At 65.7% G+C, this 21,732-nt stretch carries 21 protein-coding genes; 4 read left to right on the top strand and 17 right to left on the bottom strand.

The genetic code is table 11. The annotated features are described in order from the left end of the window. Positions 1-23: 23 nt before the first annotated feature. From pyk to hisI, 11 genes are all read right to left on the bottom strand, one after another. Positions 24-1,535, bottom strand: coding sequence for a pyruvate kinase (gene pyk / locus ABFX29_RS00255; protein WP_152228262.1), 1,512 nt, complete (start codon positions 1,533-1,535; stop codon positions 24-26). A gap of 108 nt (positions 1,536-1,643) precedes the next feature. Beyond that, positions 1,644-3,101, bottom strand: a complete 1,458-nt coding sequence (locus tag ABFX29_RS00250; RefSeq protein ID WP_152228264.1) for a glutamate synthase subunit beta — start codon at positions 3,099-3,101, stop codon at positions 1,644-1,646. Next, positions 3,094-7,680, bottom strand: coding sequence for a glutamate synthase large subunit (gene gltB / locus ABFX29_RS00245; RefSeq protein ID WP_152228266.1), 4,587 nt, complete (start codon positions 7,678-7,680; stop codon positions 3,094-3,096). Before gltB ends, ABFX29_RS00250 begins: the two co-directional genes overlap by 8 nt. Positions 7,681-7,936: 256 nt before the next feature. Then, the gene (lgt, locus tag ABFX29_RS00240) at positions 7,937-8,989 is read right to left on the bottom strand and encodes a prolipoprotein diacylglyceryl transferase (RefSeq protein ID WP_152228269.1); all 1,053 of its coding nucleotides are present in this window, start codon (positions 8,987-8,989) and stop codon (positions 7,937-7,939) included. 2 nt (positions 8,990-8,991) lie between these two features. Further along, positions 8,992-9,792: a tryptophan synthase subunit alpha gene (gene trpA / locus ABFX29_RS00235; RefSeq protein WP_152228271.1), complete on the bottom strand. Its 801-nt coding sequence runs from the start codon at positions 9,790-9,792 to the stop codon at positions 8,992-8,994. Then, a complete protein-coding gene (trpB, locus tag ABFX29_RS00230) occupies positions 9,789-11,147 on the bottom strand; it encodes a tryptophan synthase subunit beta (RefSeq protein WP_246167504.1) in 1,359 nt (452 codons plus the stop codon). The genes trpA and trpB overlap by 4 nt, the downstream gene beginning before the upstream one ends. 73 nt (positions 11,148-11,220) lie before the next feature. Beyond that, positions 11,221-12,054: an indole-3-glycerol phosphate synthase TrpC gene (gene trpC, locus ABFX29_RS00225; RefSeq protein ID WP_152228273.1), complete on the bottom strand. Its 834-nt coding sequence runs from the start codon at positions 12,052-12,054 to the stop codon at positions 11,221-11,223. Continuing rightward, entirely contained in the window at positions 12,055-12,345 is a 291-nt protein-coding gene (locus ABFX29_RS00220; protein ID WP_152228275.1) for an HGxxPAAW family protein, read from the bottom strand. A 99-nt stretch (positions 12,346-12,444) separates the two neighbouring features. Beyond that, entirely contained in the window at positions 12,445-13,065 is a 621-nt protein-coding gene (locus ABFX29_RS00215) for a Trp biosynthesis-associated membrane protein (RefSeq protein ID WP_152228277.1), read from the bottom strand. Beyond that, entirely contained in the window at positions 13,062-14,648 is a 1,587-nt protein-coding gene (locus ABFX29_RS00210; protein WP_152228279.1) for an anthranilate synthase component I, read from the bottom strand. Before ABFX29_RS00210 ends, ABFX29_RS00215 begins: the two co-directional genes overlap by 4 nt. A 28-nt stretch (positions 14,649-14,676) precedes the next feature. After that, positions 14,677-15,060, bottom strand: a complete 384-nt coding sequence (gene hisI, locus ABFX29_RS00205; protein WP_152228281.1) for a phosphoribosyl-AMP cyclohydrolase — start codon at positions 15,058-15,060, stop codon at positions 14,677-14,679. A gap of 90 nt (positions 15,061-15,150) precedes the next feature. On the opposite strand from hisI, the gene ABFX29_RS00200 reads away from it, so the two are divergent. From ABFX29_RS00200 to ABFX29_RS00190, 3 genes are all read left to right on the top strand, one after another. Beyond that, the gene (locus ABFX29_RS00200) at positions 15,151-15,795 is read left to right on the top strand and encodes a TIGR03085 family metal-binding protein (RefSeq protein WP_152228283.1); all 645 of its coding nucleotides are present in this window, start codon (positions 15,151-15,153) and stop codon (positions 15,793-15,795) included. Positions 15,796-15,884: 89 nt separating this feature from the next. Next, positions 15,885-16,163, top strand: a complete 279-nt coding sequence (locus tag ABFX29_RS00195; protein WP_152228285.1) for a hypothetical protein — start codon at positions 15,885-15,887, stop codon at positions 16,161-16,163. Positions 16,164-16,253: 90 nt separating this feature from the next. Next, positions 16,254-16,748 (top strand): hypothetical protein, encoded by a 495-nt coding sequence (locus ABFX29_RS00190; RefSeq protein ID WP_152228287.1) that lies wholly within the window; start codon positions 16,254-16,256, stop codon positions 16,746-16,748. A gap of 24 nt (positions 16,749-16,772) precedes the next feature. Here ABFX29_RS00190 and hisF read toward each other — a convergent pair whose 3' ends face one another. The 3 genes from hisF to ABFX29_RS00175 form a co-directional block, all read right to left on the bottom strand. Then, on the bottom strand, positions 16,773-17,543 hold the full coding sequence (gene hisF / locus ABFX29_RS00185; protein WP_152228289.1) for an imidazole glycerol phosphate synthase subunit HisF: 771 nt from the start codon (positions 17,541-17,543) through the stop codon (positions 16,773-16,775). A gap of 9 nt (positions 17,544-17,552) precedes the next feature. Further along, positions 17,553-18,395, bottom strand: coding sequence for an ATP phosphoribosyltransferase (hisG, locus tag ABFX29_RS00180; protein ID WP_152228291.1), 843 nt, complete (start codon positions 18,393-18,395; stop codon positions 17,553-17,555). A 91-nt stretch (positions 18,396-18,486) separates the two neighbouring features. After that, entirely contained in the window at positions 18,487-18,750 is a 264-nt protein-coding gene (locus tag ABFX29_RS00175) for a phosphoribosyl-ATP diphosphatase (protein ID WP_066298286.1), read from the bottom strand. Positions 18,751-18,934: 184 nt separating this feature from the next. On the opposite strand from ABFX29_RS00175, the gene ABFX29_RS00170 reads away from it, so the two are divergent. Continuing rightward, a complete protein-coding gene (locus ABFX29_RS00170; protein ID WP_152228293.1) occupies positions 18,935-19,780 on the top strand; it encodes a MerR family transcriptional regulator in 846 nt (281 codons plus the stop codon). A 57-nt stretch (positions 19,781-19,837) separates the two neighbouring features. Here the strand turns inward: ABFX29_RS00170 and ABFX29_RS00165 are convergent, their stop codons facing one another. The 3 genes from ABFX29_RS00165 to ABFX29_RS00155 all read right to left on the bottom strand — a co-directional run bounded on the left by ABFX29_RS00165 (position 19,838) and on the right by ABFX29_RS00155 (position 21,572). Beyond that, positions 19,838-20,416, bottom strand: coding sequence for a DUF3060 domain-containing protein (locus tag ABFX29_RS00165; RefSeq protein ID WP_152228295.1), 579 nt, complete (start codon positions 20,414-20,416; stop codon positions 19,838-19,840). Between the two features lie 305 nt (positions 20,417-20,721). After that, positions 20,722-21,222, bottom strand: coding sequence for a hypothetical protein (locus tag ABFX29_RS00160; protein WP_152228297.1), 501 nt, complete (start codon positions 21,220-21,222; stop codon positions 20,722-20,724). Positions 21,223-21,266: 44 nt separating this feature from the next. Continuing rightward, a complete protein-coding gene (locus ABFX29_RS00155) occupies positions 21,267-21,572 on the bottom strand; it encodes an EthD domain-containing protein (RefSeq protein ID WP_152228300.1) in 306 nt (101 codons plus the stop codon). Positions 21,573-21,732 lie beyond the last annotated feature (160 nt).

Genomic DNA, 21,732 nt, shown 5'->3' with positions numbered 1-21,732 from the left:
GGCTTTTGCATGGGCGGTGAGTCCTAGATGGACTTGGCCTTGCCCTTGTTGGATTCCTTGACGGGCCAGGGGCCAACCTTTTCCTTCTCACGGGGCCTGCCGTCGCCGGCCTGGCCGGTGTCTGCGGCGTCGCCGACGCGGTGCACCTTGATCAGGTTGGTGGAGCCTGCCTGTCCGGGAGGCGAACCGGCGGCGATAACCACCATGGCGTTCTCCTGGACAATGCCCTTTTCAAGCAGGGTCTGGTCCACCTGCTCAGTCATCTTGTCCGTGTGCTCAACGAACGGCACCAGCATGGGCTGGATACCCCAGAACAGGGACATGTAGTTGAGGGTGGATTCCACCGGCGTGAAGGCGAACACCGGCTTCTTCGGACGCAGGCGGGAAAGCCGGCGCGCGGAGTCGCCGGACTGGGTGAAGGTACAGATGCACGCAGCGTCCAGCTGGTCGGCGATTTCAACGGCGGCACGGGTGATCGCGCCGCCGCGGGTGCGCGGCTTGCTGCCCAGCGGGGGCACGCGGTTCAGGCCGTGCTCCTCGGTGGACTCGATGATCCGCGCCATCGTCTTGACGGTGTCGATCGGGTACTTGCCTACGGACGTCTCACCGGAGAGCATCACGGCGTCGGCGCCGTCGAGAACTGCGTTGGCGCAGTCGGAAGCTTCGGCGCGGGTGGGCCGCGGGCTCTCGATCATGGATTCGAGGACCTGGGTGGCCACGATGACCGGCTTCGCCCAGCGGCGGGCCAGCTCGATGGCGTTCTTCTGGACCAGGGGAACATCTTCAAGCGGCAGCTCGACGCCGAGGTCGCCGCGGGCAACCATGATGGCGTCGAATGCGTCGATGATTTCTTCGATCGCTGCCACGGCCTGCGGCTTCTCGATCTTGGCGATCACCGGGATGCGGCGGCCTTCCTCGTCCATGATCTCGTGGACGCGCGCCACGTCCACTGCGTTGCGCACGAAGGAAAGGGCGACCATGTCCACGCCGCGGCGGATGGCCCAGCGGAGGTCTGCCTCGTCCTTCTCGCTCATGGCGGGAACGTTTACTGCCACGCCGGGAAGGTTGATGCCCTTGTTGTTGGATACGGGTCCGGGAACGGTGACTTCGGTGACCACCTTCGTGTCGTCAACGGCTGTGGCACGCAGGCCCACCTTGCCGTCGTCGATCAGGAGGATGTCGCCCACGTTGACGTCTCCGGGCAGGCCCTTGTACGTGGTTGAACACAGCGAGGCGGTACCCGGCACGTCTTCGATGGTGATGGTGAATTCGTCTCCGCGGTTCAGGTAGTGCGGCCCGTCCGCGAACCGTCCAAGGCGGATCTTGGGACCCTGGAGATCGGCGAAGATGCCGACGGGCTTCCCGAGTTCCTCGGACGCCCGGCGCACGTTTTCGTACGTGTTGTTGTGTACCGAGTGGTCACCGTGGCTCATGTTCATGCGGGCTACGTCTACACCGGCACGAAGCACGGCTACGGTGTTCTCGTAACTGGCTATGGCAGGACCAAAAGTTGCAACGATCTTTGCGCGTCTCATATTTCCTAGCCTAGTCTCCTGTGTGGCTTTATGCAGTCCGGGACCCTCCTGGACGGCCTGCAGCAAAGGCGCCGGACTGAAGTGTCCGGCGCCTTTGCGCTTGGTTTACTACAACGGTGCGATGGCCCGATCGCTGGGAGCGACGGGGGCCGGGAGCCTGGTGGAGCCCTCCAGCCACTTGTCGACGGCGGCAGCGCAGGCGCGGCCCTCGGCGATGGCCCAGACAATCAGTGACTGTCCGCGGCCGGCGTCTCCGGCGGCGAACACGCCGGGCGTGGCGGTCATGTAATAGCCGTCCCGCTTGACGTTGGAGCGTTCGTCGAACTCGGTGTTCACCTGTTCGGCCAGTCCGGCAGGTTCAGGGCCTGTGAAGCCCAGCGAGAGGAAGACCAGGTCGGCCGGGATGATCCGCTCCGTTCCGGCCTTGGGCAGCCGCTTCCCGTCCACGAACTCGGTTTCGGCTACCTTCACGCCGGTGAGCTGCCCGCCCTCCCCCACGAACTCGACGGTGGAGGCGAGGTACGTCCGCTCCCCGCCCTCTTCGTGGGCGCTTGCCACTTCGAAGAGCGTGGGGAACATGGGCCACGGCTGGTGTGCTGCCCGCTCTGCCGGCGGCTGCTTGCCGATTGCCAGGGTGGTCACGGAGGCGGCCTGCTGGCGGTGCGCGGTGCCGATGCAGTCCGCACCGGTGTCGCCGCCGCCCAGGATCACCACGTGCTTGCCTTCGGCGTTGATCTGGTTCTTGACCTTTTCGCCGGCGACGGCACGGTTGGACTGCACCAGGTAATCCATGGCGAAGTGGACGCCGGAGAGTTCCCGGCCTGGAATGGGCAGGTCACGCGGTACGGTGGCGCCGGTGGCGATCACCACGGCATCGTACCGGCGGCGCAGCTGCTCCCAGGAGATGTCCTTGCCCACCTCGACGCCGGTGCGGAACCGGGTACCCTCGGCCCGCATCTGCTCCAGGCGGCGGTCTACCTGCATCTTCTCCATCTTGAAGTCCGGGATGCCGTAGCGGAGCAGCCCGCCGATCTTGTCGTCACGTTCGTAGACCGCAACGGTGTGCCCGGCACGGGTAAGCTGCTGCGCTGCTGCGAGTCCCGCCGGACCTGAGCCGACGACGGCGATCGTCTTGTCCGTGAGCCGCTCCGGCGCGTGCGGATGCACCCAGTTCTCGTCGAACGCCTGGTCGATGATGGACACCTCGACCTGCTTGATCGTCACCGGCGGCTGGTTGATTCCCAGCACGCAGGACGCCTCGCACGGCGCCGGGCAGAGCCGGCCGGTGAACTCGGGGAAGTTGTTCGTCGCGTGCAGGCGTTCGATCGCTTCCTGCCCCTTGTCCCGCCAGGTCAGGTCGTTCCACTCCGGGATCAGGTTGCCCAGCGGGCAGCCCTGGTGGCAGAACGGGATGCCGCAGTCCATGCAGCGGCCGGCCTGCTCCTTGAGCACTCCCTTTTCCTGCCGCTCATAGACTTCCTTGTAGTCCATGATGCGAACTGAAACGGGACGGCGGGGCTGGGTTTCGCGCTCCCGTACCTTCAAAAATCCGCGTGGGTCAGCCACCGGTTACCTCCAGAATCTTGGTCCATGCTTCGGCGCCGTCGGGGTCCAGGCCCGCTTCGGCCGCGGAGGCGCGGGCGTCGAGCACAGCTGCGTAATCGCGCGGCAGTACCTTGGTGATGCGGGAAACCGTGGTTTCGAAGTCCTCCAGCAGGCTCGCTGCCAGCGGCGATCCGGTTTCTTCCGCGTGTTTGATCAGCAGGCCGCGGATGATGTCCGCGTCCTCGGCGTCGGGCTGCAGCAGCAGCAGTTCACCGTTGTCCAGCGCGTCCTTGTTGACCCGTGCCGGGTTCAGGTCCACCACGAATGCGGTGCCGCCGGACATGCCGGCGCCAAAGTTGCGGCCGGTGGACCCCAGGATCAGGGTCTGGCCGCCGGTCATGTACTCGCAGCCGTGGTCACCGATGCCTTCCACAACGGCGGTGGCCCCGGAGTTGCGGACCATGAACCGTTCGCCCACCTGGCCGCGGAGGAACATTTCTCCACTGGTGGCACCGTAGCCGATCACGTTCCCGGCAATGACGTTGCGCTCTGCCGGGAACACGTTGCTGCGGTCCGGACGGACAATGATGCGTCCGCCGGAGAGTCCCTTGCCAACGTAGTCATTTGAGTCGCCGTAAAGCCGCAGCGTGATCCCCGCGGGCAGGAAGGCGCCCAGGGACTGGCCGGCCTGTCCGGTGAGGGTGATGTCGATCGTGTCCGTGGCCAGGCAGTCGGTGCCGAACGTCTTGGTGACCGTGTGTCCGAGCATGGTGCCCACCGAGCGGTCCGTGTTCACCACGTCCAGGGCGATCCGCACCGGCTGGCGGCTGGAGAGCGCGTCGGCACTCATCTGGATCAGCTTGTTGTCGAAGTGCTGATCCAGTTCGTGGTTCTGCGGCACCAGGCTGCGCAGCGGCGCACCGGGGTCCACTTCGTGGCCCCGCAGGATCGGCTCCAGGTCCAGCCCGTCTGCCTTCCAGTGGTCAACGGCGGCACGGGTATCCAGCATTTCGCTGTGCCCGATCGCTTCTTCAAGGCTCCTGAAACCAAGTTCGGCGAGCAGCTCGCGCACTTCCTCGGCCAGGAACTCGAAGAAGTTCACCACGAACTCGGGCTTGCCGGTAAACCGGGAGCGCAGCTCGGGGTTTTGCGTGGCCACGCCCACGGGGCAGGTGTCCAGGTGGCAGACACGCATCATGATGCAGCCCGAGACCACCAGCGGCGCCGTGGCGAACCCGAATTCTTCGCCGCCCAGCAGGGCGGCAATCACGACGTCGCGGCCCGTCTTCAGCTGCCCGTCCACCTGAACCACCACGCGGTCGCGCAGGCCGTTGAGCATCAGGGTCTGCTGGGTTTCGGCCAGGCCGAGTTCCCAGGGTGCCCCCGCATGCTTCAGTGAGTTCAACGGCGAAGCGCCGGTTCCGCCGTCGTGCCCGGAAACTAGCACGACGTCGGCCTTGGCCTTGGTCACGCCCGCCGCCACGGTGCCAATACCGGCCTCGGAGACCAGCTTCACGTGGACCCGGGCGGACGGGTTGGCCCGCTTCAGGTCGTAGATGAGCTGGGCGAGGTCCTCAATCGAGTAGATGTCGTGGTGCGGCGGCGGAGAGATCAGCCCGACGCCGGGCGTGGAGTGCCGGGTACTGGCCACCCACGGGTAGACTTTCTGCGCCATCAGCTGGCCGCCTTCGCCGGGCTTGGCGCCCTGGGCCATCTTGATCTGCAGGTCGTCGGCATTGGTCAGGTACAGGCTGGTGACGCCGAAGCGGCCGGAGGCCACCTGCTTGATGGCGGAGCGGCGCTCGGGATCCAGCAGCCGGTCCACGTCTTCCCCGCCCTCACCGGTGTTGGACTTGGCGCCCAGCCGGTTCATGGCGATCGCCAGCGTCTCGTGCGCTTCCTTGGAGATGGAGCCGTAGCTCATGGCCCCTGTGGAGAAGCGCTTCACGATGCTGGATACCGGCTCGACTTCCTCCAGCGGAACCGGCGGCCGTTCACCGGTCTTGAAGTCCAGCAGCCCGCGCAGCGTCATCAGGTTCTTCGCCTGGTCATCCACGCCGCGGGTGTAGGCCTTGAAAATGTCGTAGCGGCGCTCACGGGTGGAGTGCTGCAGCCGGAAGACGGTTTCCGGGTTGAACAGGTGCGGCGGGCCTTCGCGGCGCCACTGGTATTCCCCGCCGTTCTCCAGGCTCCGGTGCGGCTCCTCGATCTCGTCGGCCGGATAGGCGTGCGTGTGGCGCGCCGCGGCTTCCGCTGCGATCACGTCCAGGCCGACGCCGCCGAGCTGGGTCTGCGTACCGTGGAAGAACTCGTCCACCAGTTCCTGGCCCAGGCCAATGGCTTCGAAGGTCTGAGCACCGCAGTATGAGGCGACGGTGGAGATGCCCATCTTGGACATGATCTTCAGGACGCCCTTGCCCAGGCCCTTGATCAGGTTAGCCACGGCCTGCTCGCGGGTGACGCCGGTAATGTCACCGTTGCGGACCAGTTCCTCGCAGCTTTCCATGGCCAGGTAGGGGTTCACTGCGGAGGCTCCGTAGCCGATGAGCACGGCCACGTGGTGGACTTCGCGGACGTCGCCGGCTTCCACGATCAGGGAGATCTTGGTGCGGTTGGCGCTCTTGAGCAGGTGGTGGTGTACGGCGGAGAGCAGCAGCAGTGACGGGATCGGCGCCCACTGGGCGTTGGAGTCGCGGTCGGAGAGCACAATGTACTGCACACCGCGGTTCACGGCGCCGGAAACCTTTTCGCAGATCTCGCTGATGCGTGCCCGCAGTTCCGCTTCGCCTCCGTCGGGGCGGTAGAGTCCCCGGACCTTCAGGGCGGCCTTCTCGCCTTCCCCATTCCTGAGGTTGGCAATCTTGGCCAGCTCGTCATTGTTGATCACCGGGAATTTCAGGGCAATCTGGTGCGTCTTTACCTGGCCCAGGGCCAGGAGGTTGCCGTTGGGGCCGATGGAACTCTGCAGGGACGTCACCAGCTCTTCGCGGATGGCATCCAGCGGCGGGTTGGTCACCTGGGCGAAGGACTGCACGAAGTAGTCGAAGAGCAGCCGGGGACGCTTGGACAGCACGGCGATGGGGGTGTCGGAGCCCATGGCGCCCAGCGGTTCGGCACCGGTGCGGGCCATGGGGCCCAGCAGGATGCGCAGTTCTTCCTGGGTGTACCCAAAGGTGCGCTGGCGCCGGTTGATGGAGGCCTTGGTGTGCAGCACGTGCTCGCGCTCGGGCAGCTCCTCCAGGGACACCTGGTTCTCCCGGACCCATTCAGCCCAGGGATTCGCTGCGGCAATCTCGGCCTTGATCTCCGAGTCCTCCACCAGGCGGCCTTCGGCGGTGTCCACCAGGAACATCTTGCCCGGCGAGACACGGCCCTTGCGGACCACCTTGGCCGGATCAATGTCCACGACGCCCACCTCGGAGGCCAGGACCACCAGGCCGTCCTCGGTGATCCAGTAGCGGGCCGGCCGCAGGCCGTTGCGGTCAAGCACGGCGCCAACCTGGTCGCCGTCGGTGAAGGAAACAGCTGCCGGTCCGTCCCACGGCTCCATCAGCATGGAGTGGTACTGGTAGAAGGCGCGCCGCGCCGGATCCATGGTCGCGTGGTTTTCCCAGGCTTCCGGGATCATCATCATCACTGCATGGGTGATGGGACGCCCGGAAAGCATCAGCAGCTCGGCAACCTCGTCGAAAGACGCCGAGTCGGATGCACCGGGGGTGCAGATGGGGAAGAGTTCCTCCGGGGTATCCCCGAGCAGCGGGCTCTTGAGCTGGGACTGGCGGGCACGCATCCAGTTGCGGTTGCCTTTGACCGTGTTGATCTCGCCGTTGTGCGCAATCGTGCGGAACGGCTGGGCCAGGGGCCAGGACGGGAACGTGTTGGTGGAGAAGCGCGAATGCACAATGCCGAGCTTGGTCTTGAACCGCGGATCGGAAAGATCCGGGAAGAACGGCTCGAGCTGGGCGGTGGTCACCATGCCCTTGTAGACCATGGTCTTGGAGGACAGGGACGGGAAATAGACACCGAACTTGTTCTGGGACCGCTTCCGGACGCGGAAGGCGCGGGCATCGAGGTCGGTGCAGCCCTCTTCTTCCGGGGCGAGGAACACCTGGACGAAGTACGGCATGCAGGCCCGGGACATGGCGCCCACCAGGTCAGCTGCAACGGGCACTTCACGCCAGCCAAGGACTTTCAGCCCTTCGGACTCTGCGATGGCCTCGACTCCTGCACGGGCGGTTTCCTGCTCGCGCTCTTCGGTGGGCAGGAAAGCCGTGCCGACGGCGTAGCCTCCCGGAGAGGGAAGTTCAAAGCCGGTGACGGCACGGAAGAACTCGTCAGGGACCTGGGTGAGGATGCCGGCTCCGTCGCCGGTGCCTTCGTCGGCGCCCACGGCACCGCGGTGTTCCAGGTTGCGCAGGGCTGTCAGTGCCGCGTCCACGATGTCGTGTCCGGGTTCGCCGCGCAGCGTAGCGATGACAGCCAGGCCGCAGGCGTCCTTTTCGTTCTCGGCGCGGTACAGGCCGGAATCTTCCGGGTAGGCCGCGAACCGCCGGAACGGAGACACCACCTGGGCGGCCTGCGGGGACATTGCGTCAGTCATAGGGTAAGTCCTTCCCCCTGTTGAGCGTTGGGAGGGGACGACGTTGGCCCCACACCGCCGGCATCTACCGTCCGGTGTGTCAGATGATTTTACGGTCGCTTAGGTGTGAAAGCCCTGCATGCTGGGATGGGGCCGGCTCACAATCGAAGGAACCGTCCGGTGTCCTGCCGGGGTTGTCCCCGGCACGGTTACCGCTAGCCGCCACCGCGGTGTGGCATCCGGACCGACGGCGGATGGTGACCCGCGCTGTACGGTCCTACGTGGCTGGACCCGAGTCTTCGGGCCGCTGAGGCTTGGCTGCCTCGTTTTTTGTCTCTGCGACAGTAGCACGCGTGTCACGCGTTTGTGATCCGGATTTCACATTCGCCGAATCTGTTTCGCTCTTGTTATCAAGTGGTGAATTGTTACTGCGGCCAGCGGTTTCACTGCCGGCCGGGGTGTGCCCGGGCAGCATCAGGGACGGTTCGGCCTGCCTGCGCGCCCGCACGCTGAGGTAGATAAACATGCCGAGGGAAACCAGCAGGATCAGGATGGAAGTCCAGACGTTCAGGCGCTGCGTGACTCCCAGGATGGTGACCATTTCCGCGTCGTCGATGCGCAGCATCTCGATCCAGACCCGCCCGGCAGTGTAGAACGCGGCATAGAGCCAGAACAGGCGTCCGCCGCGCAGCCTGAAGCGCCGGTCCAGCGCCAGCAGCAGGGCGACGCCGGCAAGGTTCCACAGCGATTCATAGAGGAACGTGGGATGGAACAGGGTTCCCGGCGCAGCGCCGTCGGGGAAGTTCGTGTTGTTGGGGTCGATCTCGAGGCCCCACGGCAGGTCTGTAGGACCGCCGAAGAGTTCCTGGTTGAACCAGTTCCCCCAGCGGCCAACGGCCTGTGCCAGCAGCACACCGGGAGCAGCGACGTCGGCAAAGGTGGACAGCTTGATACCCGCCCGCCGGCAGCCAATCCAGGCGCCCACGGCACCAAGTGCGATTGCACCCCAGATACCGAGGCCGCCCAGCCAGATCTGCGGAATGAGCGCCAGGTTCCCGTTGGGACCGAAGTACGCGTCCGGCGAGGAGATGACGTGGTAAAGCCGTCCGCCGATGATTCCGAACGGTATGGCCCAGATGGCGATGTCCCAGACGGCGTCCGGCGGCAGTCCGCGCCGTTTCCAGCGGACGGACGTCATCCACAGGGCCAGGATGATTCCGGCCAGGATGCACAGCGCGTACGCGTGGATGGTCAGCGGTCCCAGTGAGAAGCTGCTGAACTCGGCGGGCGGGCTGGGGATTGCGGCCGGGACCGCCAGGGACATCGGCATGGTCAGTTCTTTCGTGTTCCGGTACTGAGTTCTCGGGTCAGCTCACCGACGGCTGCCGGTCCGCCGTCGCGGAGGGCAGCGACCAGCGCAGTGCCAACAATGACGCCGTCGGCATAGGCGCCGATCTCACGCACATGGTCCGAGGTGGAGACGCCAAGGCCCACGCAGACGCGTTCGGCGCCCGCGGCACGGGCGGCACGAACCACTCCTTCGGCGGCATCGGACACCTGGTTGCGGGTTCCGGTCACGCCCATGATGGACACGGCGTAAACGAAGCCTCGGCTCGCCTCAACGGTGGCCTTCATGCGGTCAGCCGTGGAGGACGGAGCGACCAGGAAGACCCGGTCCAGTCCGTACTTGTCCGATGCTTCCATCCATTCGCCGGCTTCGTCCGGAATGAGGTCGGGCGTGATGAGCCCGGCTCCACCGGCTTCAGCCAGGCGGCGGGAGAACTCGTCCACACCCATGCGCATAACGGGGTTCCAGTAGGTCATGACCAGCACGGCAGCGTCGGTCTCGGCAGTGATCCCGGCAACGACGTCGAACACTTCCTGGACCCGGAAGCCGCCCTCGAGCGCCTGGCTGGTGGCCGCCTGGATGACGGAACCGTCCATGACGGGATCCGAGTAGGGAATGCCGATTTCAATCAGGTCGGCTCCCCCGCGTGCCAGTTCGATTCCGGCAGCGATGGTTTCCTGGACGGAGGGGAAGCCGGCAGGCAGGTAGCCGACCAGTGCGGCGCGGCCGTCGGCGCGTGCCCGGTCGATTGCGGCGGCGGACTTGCTGGCGGTTGAGACGCTCACAGCTGTTCTCCTTCTTTGCCGATTTCGGCTTCAGCTGACTTCTCATCCAGCAGGTTGAACCACTCGGCGGCGGTGGCTACGTCCTTGTCGCCGCGGCCGGAGAGGTTGACCAGGACGATCTTCTCTGAGGCATCCCCGTCGGAGGCTGCCGCCAGGCGCTGGCCCACCTTGATGGCACCGGCCAGGGCGTGGGATGACTCGATGGCGGGGATGATGCCCTCGGTGCGGCACAGCAGTTTGAAGGCTTCCATTGCCTCCGAGTCGGTGACCGGTTCGTAGGAAACCCGGCCGATGTCCGCGAGGTAGGCGTGTTCAGGGCCCACACCGGGGTAGTCCAGGCCGGCCGAGATTGAGTGGGACTCGATGGTCTGGCCGTCTTCGTCCTGCATCAGGTAGGTGCGCGCCCCGTGCAGGACGCCGGGGCGTCCCAGCGTGATGGTGGCCGCATGGCGCGGGGTTTCGACGCCGTCGCCGCCGGCTTCGAAGCCGTAGATGGCCACGGACGGGTCGTCCAGGAAGCCGTGGAAGATGCCGATCGCGTTGGATCCTCCGCCCACGCAGGCGCAGACGGCGTCGGGCAGTTTCCCGGTCTGCTCCAGCATCTGCTCGCGCGCTTCCTCCCCAATGACTTCGTGGAAGTAGCGCACCATGGCGGGGAACGGGTGTGCTCCGGCTGCAGTGCCCAGCAGGTAGTGCGTGGTCGAAACGTTGGCCACCCAGTCACGCAGGGCTTCGTTGATGGCGTCCTTGAGGGTCTGCGAACCGTTGGTCACCGGGACGACCGTTGCGCCCAGCAGTTCCATGCGGGCAACGTTCAGGGCCTGCCGGCGGCAGTCCTCCGCACCCATGTAGACAACGCAGTCAAGGCCCAGCAGGGCGGCAGCGGTGGCGCTGGCCACGCCGTGCTGGCCGGCGCCGGTCTCAGCGATGATGCGGGTCTTGCCCATGCGCTTGGCCAGCAGTGCCTGGCCCAGGACGTTGTTGATCTTGTGGGAACCGGTGTGGTTCAGGTCCTCGCGCTTGAGGAAGATGCGCACGCCGCCGGCGTGCTCGGCGAAGCGCTTGGCTTCGGTGAGCAGCGAGGGGCGGCCGGAGTAGTTCTTGTTCAACTCGGCGATCTGGGCTGTGAAGTCCGGATCTGCTTTGGCCTTTTCAAAGGTCTCCGTCAGCTCATCCAGCGCAGCAATGAGGGACTCGGGCATCCAGCGGCCGCCGTATTCCCCGAAGTAGGGTCCTGCGGCGTGGCGGAGGGACTGCCCGCCAGCCAGGAAGGAGTCCGTCACCTGCCCGTCCACCGTCTGCTCTGGCGTGCCTGCCGCACTGGCGGGGGTGCTGTTCTCCGGGTTCCCGGTCATGGAGCTGTCCTGTCCTGCTCTAGTCCGTGGGCCGCTGAGGGCGGTTAACGGAAGGTTTGTCGAAAGTTAGTCCTCAGCGTCCGCTGGACTGCAGCCGGTCGGCGATAGCGCCGGCTCCGATCTGCATGAACTCCGCAATAGTGCCTGCGGGGTCATTGTGCTTGACGAGCGCTTCGCCCACGAGCACCGCGTTGGCGCCGTGAGCTGCATAGTGCGCGACGTCGGCAGCGTCCCGCACGCCGGATTCCGCCACCACTACCGCACCGGCGGGGATGGATTCGGAAAGCGAGGCGAAAACGGAACGGTCCACGTCGAGGGTCTTCAGGTTGCGGACGTTCACGCCGATAATCCGTGCTCCGGCTGCGCCGGCCCGCTGGATTTCCTCGGCGGTGTGCGCCTCAACCAGGGCGTTCATGCCCAGTTCATGGGTCAGGTCCAGGAAGGAACGCAGTTCCTCATCATCCAGCGCTGCCACAATGAGCAGCACAAGATCCGCTCCGTGTGCCCGGGCTTCCCAGATTTGATACGGGTCCACCGTGAAGTCCTTGCGCAGCACCGGAATGCCCACTGCTGCCCGCACGGCATCGAGGTCCGCCAGGGATCCCTTAAACCGGCGTTCTTCGGTGAGGACACTGATCACCGCGGCTCCGCCCTGCTCATAGCTGCGGGCAAGGTCTGCGGGGTCCGCGATGTCGGCCAGCGCTCCCTTGGAGGGGCTGGACCGCTTGACCTCGGAGATCACGCGGAGCATGGAACGCGGGGTGTCGTTGCCGCCCAGGGCGGCATAGGCATCAAGTGCAGGAGCGGCCTGGGCGGCGCGCTCCTGCACCACTTCCAGCGGCTGTTCCTGCTGCCGCTGGGCCATGTCCTCGCGGACACCGGCAATGATGTCGTCGAGAACGGACACTTAGTGTCCGCTGTTCTTCAGCTTCGAGCCGCCGACGCCGTAACCGGCCTTCTTCATGACGAAGCCCACGATCAGGCCGAGGACCATGACGCCGAGACCGATGTTGAACCAGAGCCAGCTGGCAATGACAAAGCCGATACTGGAAACCAGGGCACCGGCCATCATGATCAGTACGCAGGTCCAGGCGGCGGGAGTGTTGCCGTGGCCGATGGTCTCGTCATGGATGCTGGCGTGTACCTCGGCCTCGTTCTCGGGCTTGGTGTCCTGCTGGTCAACGGCGTTTGTGCTCATGGTAAATCTCCTCGTAAACGGGTCTGGCATCCATTCTGCCATTAGCTGGCAGAAACTCTCGTACTTGTTGCGCCGCGTGCTGCGCGGCCAAGGCTCCGCCTAGCGGAAGTTGGTGGGGTCTTCGCCCTTGGTGAAGCGGTCCCAGCTGTCTATCTCGTCGATCGGCGGCTGCGTGGACGCTTCCTTGGCGGCTGCGCCGGTGGCCGGCTGCGCTGCGTAGCGGCGGGAGGCGGCCCATGTCCTGGAGGCGGCAACCAGCCACACGGCAGCAAGGGCAATCATCGCGCCGGCTGCGGCGGCCAGGTACGGCATCGCGGTAAGGGTAATTTCAGCTCCGGCGCTGCCGCTGACACCGATCGCCTTGCCCACCGCCCCTGCGGCGCCCTGCGCCGGGTCAGTAATGACCGACAGGCTGGCCGTCGCGATGCCGATCCCGGCCACCAGCAGCACTGCCGCAATGATCCAGCGGGCCACCTTCCCCGCGATTGAGGCTGCCAATGCCGCAGCGAGAGCGACGACGGCGAACGCAGTCACGGCCGTCGCTGCTTCGTTGCCGGCAACTGCGATGTCCCCGGTTTCCACGGCGGCCTGCGGGAGGACGACGTCGAGCCAGGTCTGGGTGGTGGTGCCGAACGCCGCTGCGCCCAGCAGGACCGTGCCCAGAACCACCGTGGACTTGCGCCGCCAGCGCGGGGCCGTGGCGGCAGGCTTGGTGCTCACTGTGAATTGTCCTGTCTGTTGAAGATCTGCCTGGCGACCTCGGCGGTCACCGGTTCCAGTCCCCCGGCGATCAGCGCTGCGCGCAGCGGTGCTGCGGCTTTGTTGACCGTTTCCTGTGCCTCGGCCTCGAGGTCCGAGTCTGCGACGATTCCGCCGCCGGCCTGCACATAGGCCTTGCCGTCGCGCAGCAGCGCGGAGCGGATGGCGATCGCCATGTCCATGTCACCGGCGAAGTCGAGGTAGCCGACGACGCCGCCGTAGATACCGCGCCGGTGGGGTTCAAGCTCATCCAGCAGGCGCAGGGCACGCGGCTTGGGCGCGCCGGAGAGGGTGCCCGCCGGGAACGTGGCAGAGAGGACGTCGTACGCGGAGTGCTGCGGGGAGAGCTCGCCGACCACCGTGGAGACCAGGTGCATGATGTGGCTGAAACGCTCCACTTCCATGAACTGGGTGACGTCCACGCTGCCCGGGCGGCAGACCTTGGAGAGGTCGTTGCGGGCCAGGTCCACGAGCATCAGGTGCTCGGCCCGTTCCTTCTCATCCGCCAGCAGTTCCTCGGCCAGTGCGCGGTCCAGCTCCTGCGTTTTGCCACGCGGCCGGGATCCTGCGATCGGGTGCGTGATGACTTCGCTGCCGGTCACGGTCACCAGGGCTTCAGGCGAGGAGCCGACGACGGCGAACGGATTGCCGCGGGAGTCCTCGAAATTGAACAGGTACATGTAAGGGCTCGGGTTGGTGTTCCGCAGGACCCGGTAGACATCCAGGGCTTCGGCACGGCAGTCCATTTCGAACCGGCGGGAAATGACCACCTGGAAAACTTCGCCGTCAACAATGGCTTCCTTGCCGCGTTCAACCGCCCGCAGGTAGTCGGGCTTGGGCCAGGATTCCTTCACTCCGGCGGTAAGCGCACTGACGTCCACCGTGCCGCCGTCGAGCACCGTGACAGCCTGGGGCGACTGGGCTGCGAGGCGGTCCAGCATGCTGTGCAGCCGCGTCACGGCGTCCTGCCAGGCGTCGTCTACGCGCTCGTCGGAGCCGTCGAAATTGATGGCGTTGGCCACCAGCAGCACCGTGCCATCCGAGTTGTCATGAATGGCCATGTCCGACACCAGGTTCATGGCGATCTCCGGCAGGTCCAGGTCATCCACGGGAGGGGAGGTCAGCTTCTCCCAGTGCCGCACTGATTCCCATCCCACAAAACCCACCAGCCCGGAGGTGAACGGCGGCAGGCCCTCGAACCGGTCAGTCGCGAGCAACTGCAGGGTTGCGGCCATCGCCTGGACCGGGTTGCCCTCCACCGGGACCCCGGCCGGAGGCTCTCCGAGCCAGAACGCTGCGCCGTCGCGGGTGGTCAGCGTGGCCCGGGAGCGTGCACCAATGAAGGAGTAGCGGGACCAAACGCCGCCGGAAGCGGCGGACTCCATGAGGAAGGTGCCCGGCTCCCCGCCGGTGAGCTTGCGGTAGATCCCAATGGGCGTGTGCGCGTCAGCGAGCACCTTGAGCCGCACAGGGACAACCCGCCGGTCAGCGGCCAGCGCCCTGAATTCCTCCAGGGAGGGAGAGATAACACCTAGATCCTGCATGTAATGGGCTTTCGATCGGAGGGAAAGGTCAGGAAGTTACCGGAAGGCTTCGGCCTTCGAAGCAGGTCCTGGTGCCGGTGTGGCAGGCGGCACCCACCTGGTCCACGCGCACCAGCAGTGCATCGCCGTCGCAGTCCAGTGCCACGGACTTCACATACTGCACATGCCCGGAGGTATCGCCCTTGCGCCAGTATTCCTGGCGGGAACGGGACCAGAAGGTGACCCGGCCGCTGGTCAGCGTGCGGTGCAGTGCTTCGTCGTCCATCCAACCGAGCATCAGCACCTCACCGGTGTCGTGCTGCTGGATCACCGCGGCAACCAGGCCGTCGCCGTCGCGCTTGAGCGTAGCGGCCACGGCAGGGTCCAGTGCGGAGTCCGGGCGGGGGGTCTGGGGGGTGGTGTCTGTTGCCATCGCTTCGATTCTAGTGCGTTTGGCCGCACCGCAGCCCAATGGTCGCGTTCTGCGGGCAATGGCGGGTGTTCCATGCTAGTTTCAGCAGTGATGCAATTCGTAGAACCCTCACGTGAAGTCCTGGCCGAAACACTGCTCGCGGCCGGTCCCCACGCGCCCACGCTCTGCGAGGGGTGGGAGACCCGGCACCTTGCGGCGCACCTTTACCTGCGCGAACACCGGCCTGCCTCGGCGCTCGGCTTTTTCGTCAAGCCGTTCGCCTCCAAGACCGCCAAAGCCATGGACGCCCTGGCAGCGAAGGCATCCACATCAGAGGGTTACGCAAAGCTGGTCAAGTCCTTCCGCTCGGGCCCTCCCCTGCTGTCCCCCATGCAGCTCAAGTCGGTCGACAACAGCGCCAATCTGGTGGAGTACTTCGTCCATACCGAAGACATCCGCCGCGCCGGCGACCGCTGGGCCCCGCGGGCCCTGGACGCCGAGTACTCCGAAGCGCTCTGGTCCGAACTGCTCAAACGTGCCGCCCTGCTCTACCGCGGGGTGGACGTTGGCATTGTCCTGGTGCGTCCGGACGGACCGCGGCACGTGGCCAAGCGCGCTTCCGTGTCGGTGGCAATCGTTGGCGAACCGTGCGAGCTGCTGCTGCACGCCCATGGCCGCACGCAGCAGGCCCTGGTGATGTTCGAAGGCCAGCCCGACGCCGTCGCGCTGCTCGAGAGCGCCGAGATCGGCCTTTAGTTATTTCCGCGTCCGCGTCCACCCCTCCTGCCGGTGAAACAGGCCGGGAACCGGCCGCGCGTGGCCGCGTCCTGCAGGTAATCCTGCTGGTGGCCGCCAATATCGTGTTCCTCCTGCTGATCTATCCCATCTCCGCGCTGGCCGCCTTGGACCGGGATATTTCCGAGTTTAACGGGACAGAAGCAGCCGGCGGGTGGCTTCTCCTGTGGCCGGGCATGCTGATCGTGTGGGGTGCCGCGTGGCTCGGATTCACCGTCTTCGCGGCGAAGAGCCGGATGCGCCGCGCACTGATCACCTTCAATGTGATTGCCGCCCTTTGGCTGGCACCCGTAACCGCATACGTGCTGAGCCTCTTCGCCCGAGCTTAGGGACTCATCCGGGATATCGTTGGGAACCCGAATATTCAGCACCCGGCTGCCCGCCGCAGACCCCCATCTCAGTGCAAGGACTCCCACTTCGTGAACAGGAAAACACTCAAGGCGAGCGGTTTTGCCGGATTTCGGCCGCTGGCGGATCTGGATATCAACCGGATCCCGCAGCGTCAGGGGTTGTTCAGCATTGTTCGCCCGGACGGATTTGAACCCCGTTTTCTCGCAAAGAGCACCGCGGGCGTCTTCAAGAAGAAGAATCCCTCACTGACCGCGGCTGAGCTTGCCGCCGAGTGGGTCGCGGACACGGACATCCTGTTTCTTGGCAAGGCCGGGCCCGGGAGTAAGGGCAACCGCGGGCTGAGGCGCCAGATCCAGGAATTCGTGGACTTCGGCAAAGGGAAGCCGCCGGGACACTGGGACGGCCGCCTCATCTGGCAGCTCGCTGACGCGGGTTCCCTGCTGGTCGCATGGAAGGAACTGCCCGTCGAGAAGCTGAACGCCGCACTGGCGGATTACCAGGCCCGGTTTCAGGAGAGCTACGGGCGTCTGCCGTATGCGAACCTCGTTCCCGCCCGGGCCTGAGCGGCGCAGGCGGGAACACGAGAGTTACCTGACGGGATAGCCCGCGTCGGCAATGGCCTTCTTGACGTCCGCGATGGCGTTGTCCGGACCAAAGTGGAAGATGGACGCGGCCAGGACGGCATCCGCACCGGCTGCGATGGCCGGCGGGAAATGCTCGGGTACGCCGGCACCGCCGGAGGCAATCAGCGGCACCTGCACGGCTGCGCGGACGGCGCGGATCATTTCCAGGTCGAACCCGTCGCGGGTGCCGTCAGCATCGATGGAGTTCAGCAGGATCTCCCCCACGCCCCGGTCGGCTGCTTCCTTGGCCCAGGCCACGGCGTCGATCCCAGTTCCCTTGCGGCCGCCGTGGGTGGTGATTTCGAAGCCCGACGGCGTTGAACCGTCGTGCGTGCGGCGTGCGTCCACGGATAGCACCAGCACCTGCGAACCGAAATGCCGGGTGATCTCGTCAATCACATCCGGGCGTGCAACGGCGGCGGAGTTGATGGAGGCCTTGTCAGCGCCGTAGCGCAGCAGCCGGTCAACGTCTTCAACGGTGCGGACACCGCCGCCCACGGTCAGCGGAATGAAGACTTCCTCGGCCGTGCGGGAGACGACGTCGAACACGGTTTCGCGCGCCCCGGAGGACGCGGTGACGTCCAGGAACGTCAACTCGTCTGCACCGGCGCGGTCGTAGCGGTGGGCCAGCTCAACCGGGTCACCGGCGTCGCGCAGGCCTTCGAAGTTGATGCCCTTGACCACACGGCCGGCGTCGACGTCGAGGCAGGGAATAACGCGGATCGCAACACTCATGGTGCTCCCCTAGATCCGGCAGGCGTGGATGGTGCTGACCAGGATGGCGCGGGCACCCAGGTCGTAGAGCTCGTCCATGATCCGGTTCGTGTCCGACTTCTTGATCATGGAGCGCACGGCCACCCAGTCCGAGTCCCGCAGCGGGGAGACGGTCGGGGATTCAAGTCCCGGCGTCAGGGCAGCGGCGGCTTCGACGAGTTCCTTGCGGACGTCGTAGTCCATCATCACGTACTGGCGGGCCACCAGGACACCCTTGAGCCTGCGCTTGAGCACGTCGAGCCCGGCGGGGTTGGCCCCCTTGCGGCCGATCAGCACGGCCTCGGACTTCAGGATCGGCTCACCGAAGATTTCCATGCCCGCGGCGCGGAGGGTGGTGCCGGTTTCGACGACGTCGGCAATCGCGTCCGCAACGCCCAGGCGTACGGAGGATTCGACGGCGCCGTCCAGGCGGACCACGGAGGCGTTCACGCCGTTCTCGGCGAGGTATGCGCGCAGCAGTCCGTCGTAGCTGGTGGCTACACGCTTGCCTTCCAGCTCAGCCATGGACGTGAAGTCGCCGACCGGGCCGGCGAAGCGGAAGGTGGAGGCACCGAAGCCAAGGCTCATCAGCTCTTCGGCCTCCACCTGGGCGTCCAGGAAGAGGTCGCGGCCGGTGAGTCCGACGTCGAGGGTTCCGGAGCCGACGTAGACGGCAATGTCACGGGGACGCAGGAAGAAGAATTCGATGTCGTTGTCGGGATCGACCATCACCAGTTCGCGACTGTCGCGGCGCTGGCGGTATCCAGCCTCGGAGAGCATGGCGGAGGCGGATTCGGAAAGGGCGCCTTTGTTGGGCACTGCTACACGGAGCATTTGATTTGGTTCTTTCGCTGGAAGTCAGATGGGAACTGGGCCTGCCGGCGGGCCACACACTGTTTGAGAAGTCCTCAAAGGCAGCGCGTGGCTAGAGATGCTTGTAGATGTCCTGCAGGGTGAGGCCTTTGGCCAGCATAAGGACCTGAAGGTGGTAGAGCAGCTGGGAGATTTCCTCTGCTGCGGCTTCATCAGACTCGTACTCGGCAGCCATCCAGACTTCTGCGGCCTCTTCGACTACCTTCTTGCCGATGCCGTGGACGCCGGACTCGAGTTCGGCGACGGTGCGTGACCCGGCAGGCCGGGTCGCCGCCTTCTCACTGAGTTCGGCAAATAGCTCTTCGAAGGTTTTCACAGATCAAGGGTACGCGCTGCGTCACAATCTGCCCCATTCCGGCCCGCGTGTGTGACGAAGGACGCTCCCGGAGCCCACCTGCGCTGGGCGCCTCCCGGTAGGGTAATGCGAAGCTGCACAGTCCGAGGTGTCGTGGAGTCCGCCCCATGCGATGTCCCGCCCCGATAAAGGAAGGCACACGCCTATGCATTCGTCCCTTACTCCGCCGCGCCAGGTTGAGATCGGTGACGCGGCACGATTCTCCGGCACCACGGCGGCTGAGATCCGCCGCTACCACGAGATTGGTCTGCTTCCTGAGCCCGAGCGGGACGGCGACGGCAACGGCAACCGCCGATACCGCTATGAGGACATGATCCGGCTGCTGTGGATCCGCAGGATGGTCGACGCCGGGATCGGCGTGGAGGACATCCGCGGAGTTTTTGCTGACGCGGCTCCTGCTGGTGTCGACGAAGGCGGCCGCGGCGCCGTCGTCGTTCAGCGCCTGCGTACCCTTGAGGGCCGGCTGGGCCTGCTCTCCAACCTCGTCGCCGGCCGCCTCGAGGGTCTGCCGGAGGGCTCGCTGCGCCAGGGAGACCTGGACAACCTGCTGGTCATGGAGCGGATCTTCGGGCCGCTCGGCGCGGCCGTCAACGCCGGCCGCTATCTCACCCTGGCTGCTCACCCGGGCCTGCGGGAGGAGTCCGACCGCGTCGAGGCCGCCGAGGAGGCGCTCGATGACACGATCGCCCTCGATGATCCCCGCGTGGAGCAGGCCGCTGCCGAACGCCATGCCTTCGAGCTCAAGCTGGACGCCGCAATCGCCGGTTCGGGCCAGGCTCAGAGCGACGATGAGCTTATTGACTCCTGGGATGCCCGCAACCCCGCCGGCGCTGAAGGTGCGGGCGAAGCCGACCAAAGCACTGGCAGCGGGGAAAAGCGCGTGGGACTCATCGAGGCCATTGGCCTGATGCCCTACGACTACTCCCCGGCCCGCCTGCGCTGCATGCAGCTGACCGCAGAGCTCGCCGCCAGCAACTGGCCCGCTTCCTAGACAACGAGCGCCCGGGACTGCGCGGTCATTTATTTTCCGGCTTGGCCGCACCCGGGTCTATCTCACCGAAACCGAGTTTGTACCCGTCGTTTCGACTCTGGGATCCCCCGAGGCATAGGTGACGCTGTTGCTCTCCCCCTCGACGTCGATGTCCCGGGCCTGTTCGACGCCGACGGTGTTCCCGGTCCCGTCGACGTCAATTTCGGGCACATTCAGGAGGTTGGCCTCGTTGTTATTGCCGTCAATGTCGAGGCTTTCCGCGTCATCGCCGCTGACGGAGTTGTCATTGCCACGGATATCGATGTCTTCACACTGACCGGTCACCTTCACGCTGGTGCCGTTGGCCTGCACGTCGATATCTCCGCCGCCGTCGCATGTGACGGTGATGCTGGTGTTAGCTTCCGTAATTCTGTGTTCGCCGTCTCGGCTGAGCGTGATCTCCGCGTCGGAACCAGCTGGTGCCGCCGATATGCTTGAGTCTGCCGGGGAGGCCGACATGCTTTCGGGCGTGCCTGCACTCGTTGATGGGGTTCCGGTTTCCAGGGGTGCCGGCGCCGTGTTGTTGCATCCGGTGATCAGTGCCAGGCCCACGACGGAGGTGAGCACGGGGGCGGCGATACGGACTCTGCGGTACATGCGGGTTCTCCTCAGCTAGACGTGGCTGGGTGTTGTGTGGCCTGCCCCGAGGGAACCTGCAGCTCCTCGGCCAGTTCCGCTTCCGGGGCCCTTCCGCTTGGCTGTCTATTCTTCAGCATGTTGACCGGAACGGCCATGCTGAGGCTCTTCATTGGCCACGGACTGGGCTGAAACGGACCGGGGTTCATCGGGGCTCTGGGGTACCCATCTCCAGATGCCGGTGTTGCGGAAGTGTCCACTCAGGCCACAGGAGCACCAGGGAGTGGGAACCTTGGCGAAACGGGCGACGAGACCGGACGGTGACTCTAACGACGGGCATCCTTCGAGTCCATGATCTGGTCCATCACCAAGGAGGTTACGGCCGCGATGGCTGCCATTACGAGCCGCGGCCGGGCCGCCCCGCGACGGCGCAGCCAGGTTTCGATCCACCCGTCCACCACCAGGCTCAGTGCCAGGACCCCGCTCGCGGTGACGCCCACCGCCCCAGCCACAGCGGTCAATCCGATCGCCGGGACCCTTGCCGGCTCCGGATCTGCGCGGACATAGGAAGGCAGGGGTACGGTGCTTGCAGCGTCGCCGTCGGACTTGGCAGTTGCCGGGGTGACAAGATCCACCCTCCCGGCGGCTGCCAGCTCCCGCCCTTGCCGAGCGCCGCTTCGGAGGGCCGCAGCAGCGATGATGCCAATCACGGCACCGGGAGCGAGAACGTAGGCCCGGCGTACCCGCGGAGACCAGCTGGACGGGCTTTTGAGGGTGAGCGCCCCGGATAAAGCGGCCAGCGTGAGGGACAGCGGAAGATTCTTCATGGCCTACACGGTACAGGCTTCCGTCTAAGCGGCCGCCGGGCCACTCAGGCGTCGCCGATGTCCGTAAACAGGGCCATGAACGTTGTCCCGGTAGCCTTCAGCCGACCCATAAAGTCCGCGGCTTCGGCCGTCGCCACGGCAGCGGAGGCGTCGTCGTAGCTGTCGAAATACAAGTCCACGGTCCGGTAGGCCGGCGTGGGTGAGCCGTCCTCCTTGGGCCAGACCTTCCCAGCTTCGAACCGCTGCAGGCGCGGAAGCGCCCGCGCGCTGCCTTCGAAATCCCCGTAGGCGGCTTCGAATCCTTCGGGGTCTGCCGGATTGTCGATGATGAAAGTGATCTTGGTGGACATTGCTTCTCCCCATTGGTAGGTCTGCGGTAACTGCGCGGATGAGGAGCCATTCTGTGGCATGAACGGGGAGTGCGCCACCGCTTTCCGGCAGAACTTCCTGGAAAGGCCGTCCCCGAGGCAGTGCTGTCCGGCGCAGTCCGGTGTGATGATGGGAGCAGAT

Source organism: Arthrobacter gandavensis, from assembly GCF_039528575.1.
In the GTDB taxonomy this organism is placed as follows: domain Bacteria; phylum Actinomycetota; class Actinomycetes; order Actinomycetales; family Micrococcaceae; genus Arthrobacter_B; species Arthrobacter_B citreus_B.
Note: the sequence above shows the minus strand (reverse complement) of the source record. Positions and strands in the feature narration are given on the sequence as shown.

Excerpts from the sequence above, each read along its gene's own strand:
- pyk (WP_152228262.1), bottom strand. The coding sequence starts at position 1,535 with ATGAGACGCGCAAAGATCGTTGCAACTTTTGGTCCTGCCATAGCCAGT.
- gltB (WP_152228266.1), bottom strand. The coding sequence starts at position 7,680 with ATGACTGACGCAATGTCCCCGCAGGCCGCCCAGGTGGTGTCTCCGTTC.
- lgt (WP_152228269.1), bottom strand. The coding sequence starts at position 8,989 with ATGCCGATGTCCCTGGCGGTCCCGGCCGCAATCCCCAGCCCGCCCGCC.
- trpB (WP_246167504.1), bottom strand. The coding sequence starts at position 11,147 with ATGACCGGGAACCCGGAGAACAGCACCCCCGCCAGTGCGGCAGGCACG.
- ABFX29_RS00220 (WP_152228275.1), bottom strand. The coding sequence starts at position 12,345 with ATGAGCACAAACGCCGTTGACCAGCAGGACACCAAGCCCGAGAACGAG.
- ABFX29_RS00210 (WP_152228279.1), bottom strand. The coding sequence starts at position 14,648 with ATGCAGGATCTAGGTGTTATCTCTCCCTCCCTGGAGGAATTCAGGGCG.
- hisI (WP_152228281.1), bottom strand. The coding sequence starts at position 15,060 with ATGGCAACAGACACCACCCCCCAGACCCCCCGCCCGGACTCCGCACTG.
- ABFX29_RS00200 (WP_152228283.1), top strand. The coding sequence starts at position 15,151 with ATGCAATTCGTAGAACCCTCACGTGAAGTCCTGGCCGAAACACTGCTC.
- hisF (WP_152228289.1), bottom strand. The coding sequence starts at position 17,543 with ATGAGTGTTGCGATCCGCGTTATTCCCTGCCTCGACGTCGACGCCGGC.
- hisG (WP_152228291.1), bottom strand. The coding sequence starts at position 18,395 with ATGCTCCGTGTAGCAGTGCCCAACAAAGGCGCCCTTTCCGAATCCGCC.
- ABFX29_RS00170 (WP_152228293.1), top strand. The coding sequence starts at position 18,935 with ATGCATTCGTCCCTTACTCCGCCGCGCCAGGTTGAGATCGGTGACGCG.
- ABFX29_RS00165 (WP_152228295.1), bottom strand. The coding sequence starts at position 20,416 with ATGTACCGCAGAGTCCGTATCGCCGCCCCCGTGCTCACCTCCGTCGTG.
- ABFX29_RS00160 (WP_152228297.1), bottom strand. The coding sequence starts at position 21,222 with ATGAAGAATCTTCCGCTGTCCCTCACGCTGGCCGCTTTATCCGGGGCG.
- ABFX29_RS00155 (WP_152228300.1), bottom strand. The coding sequence starts at position 21,572 with ATGTCCACCAAGATCACTTTCATCATCGACAATCCGGCAGACCCCGAA.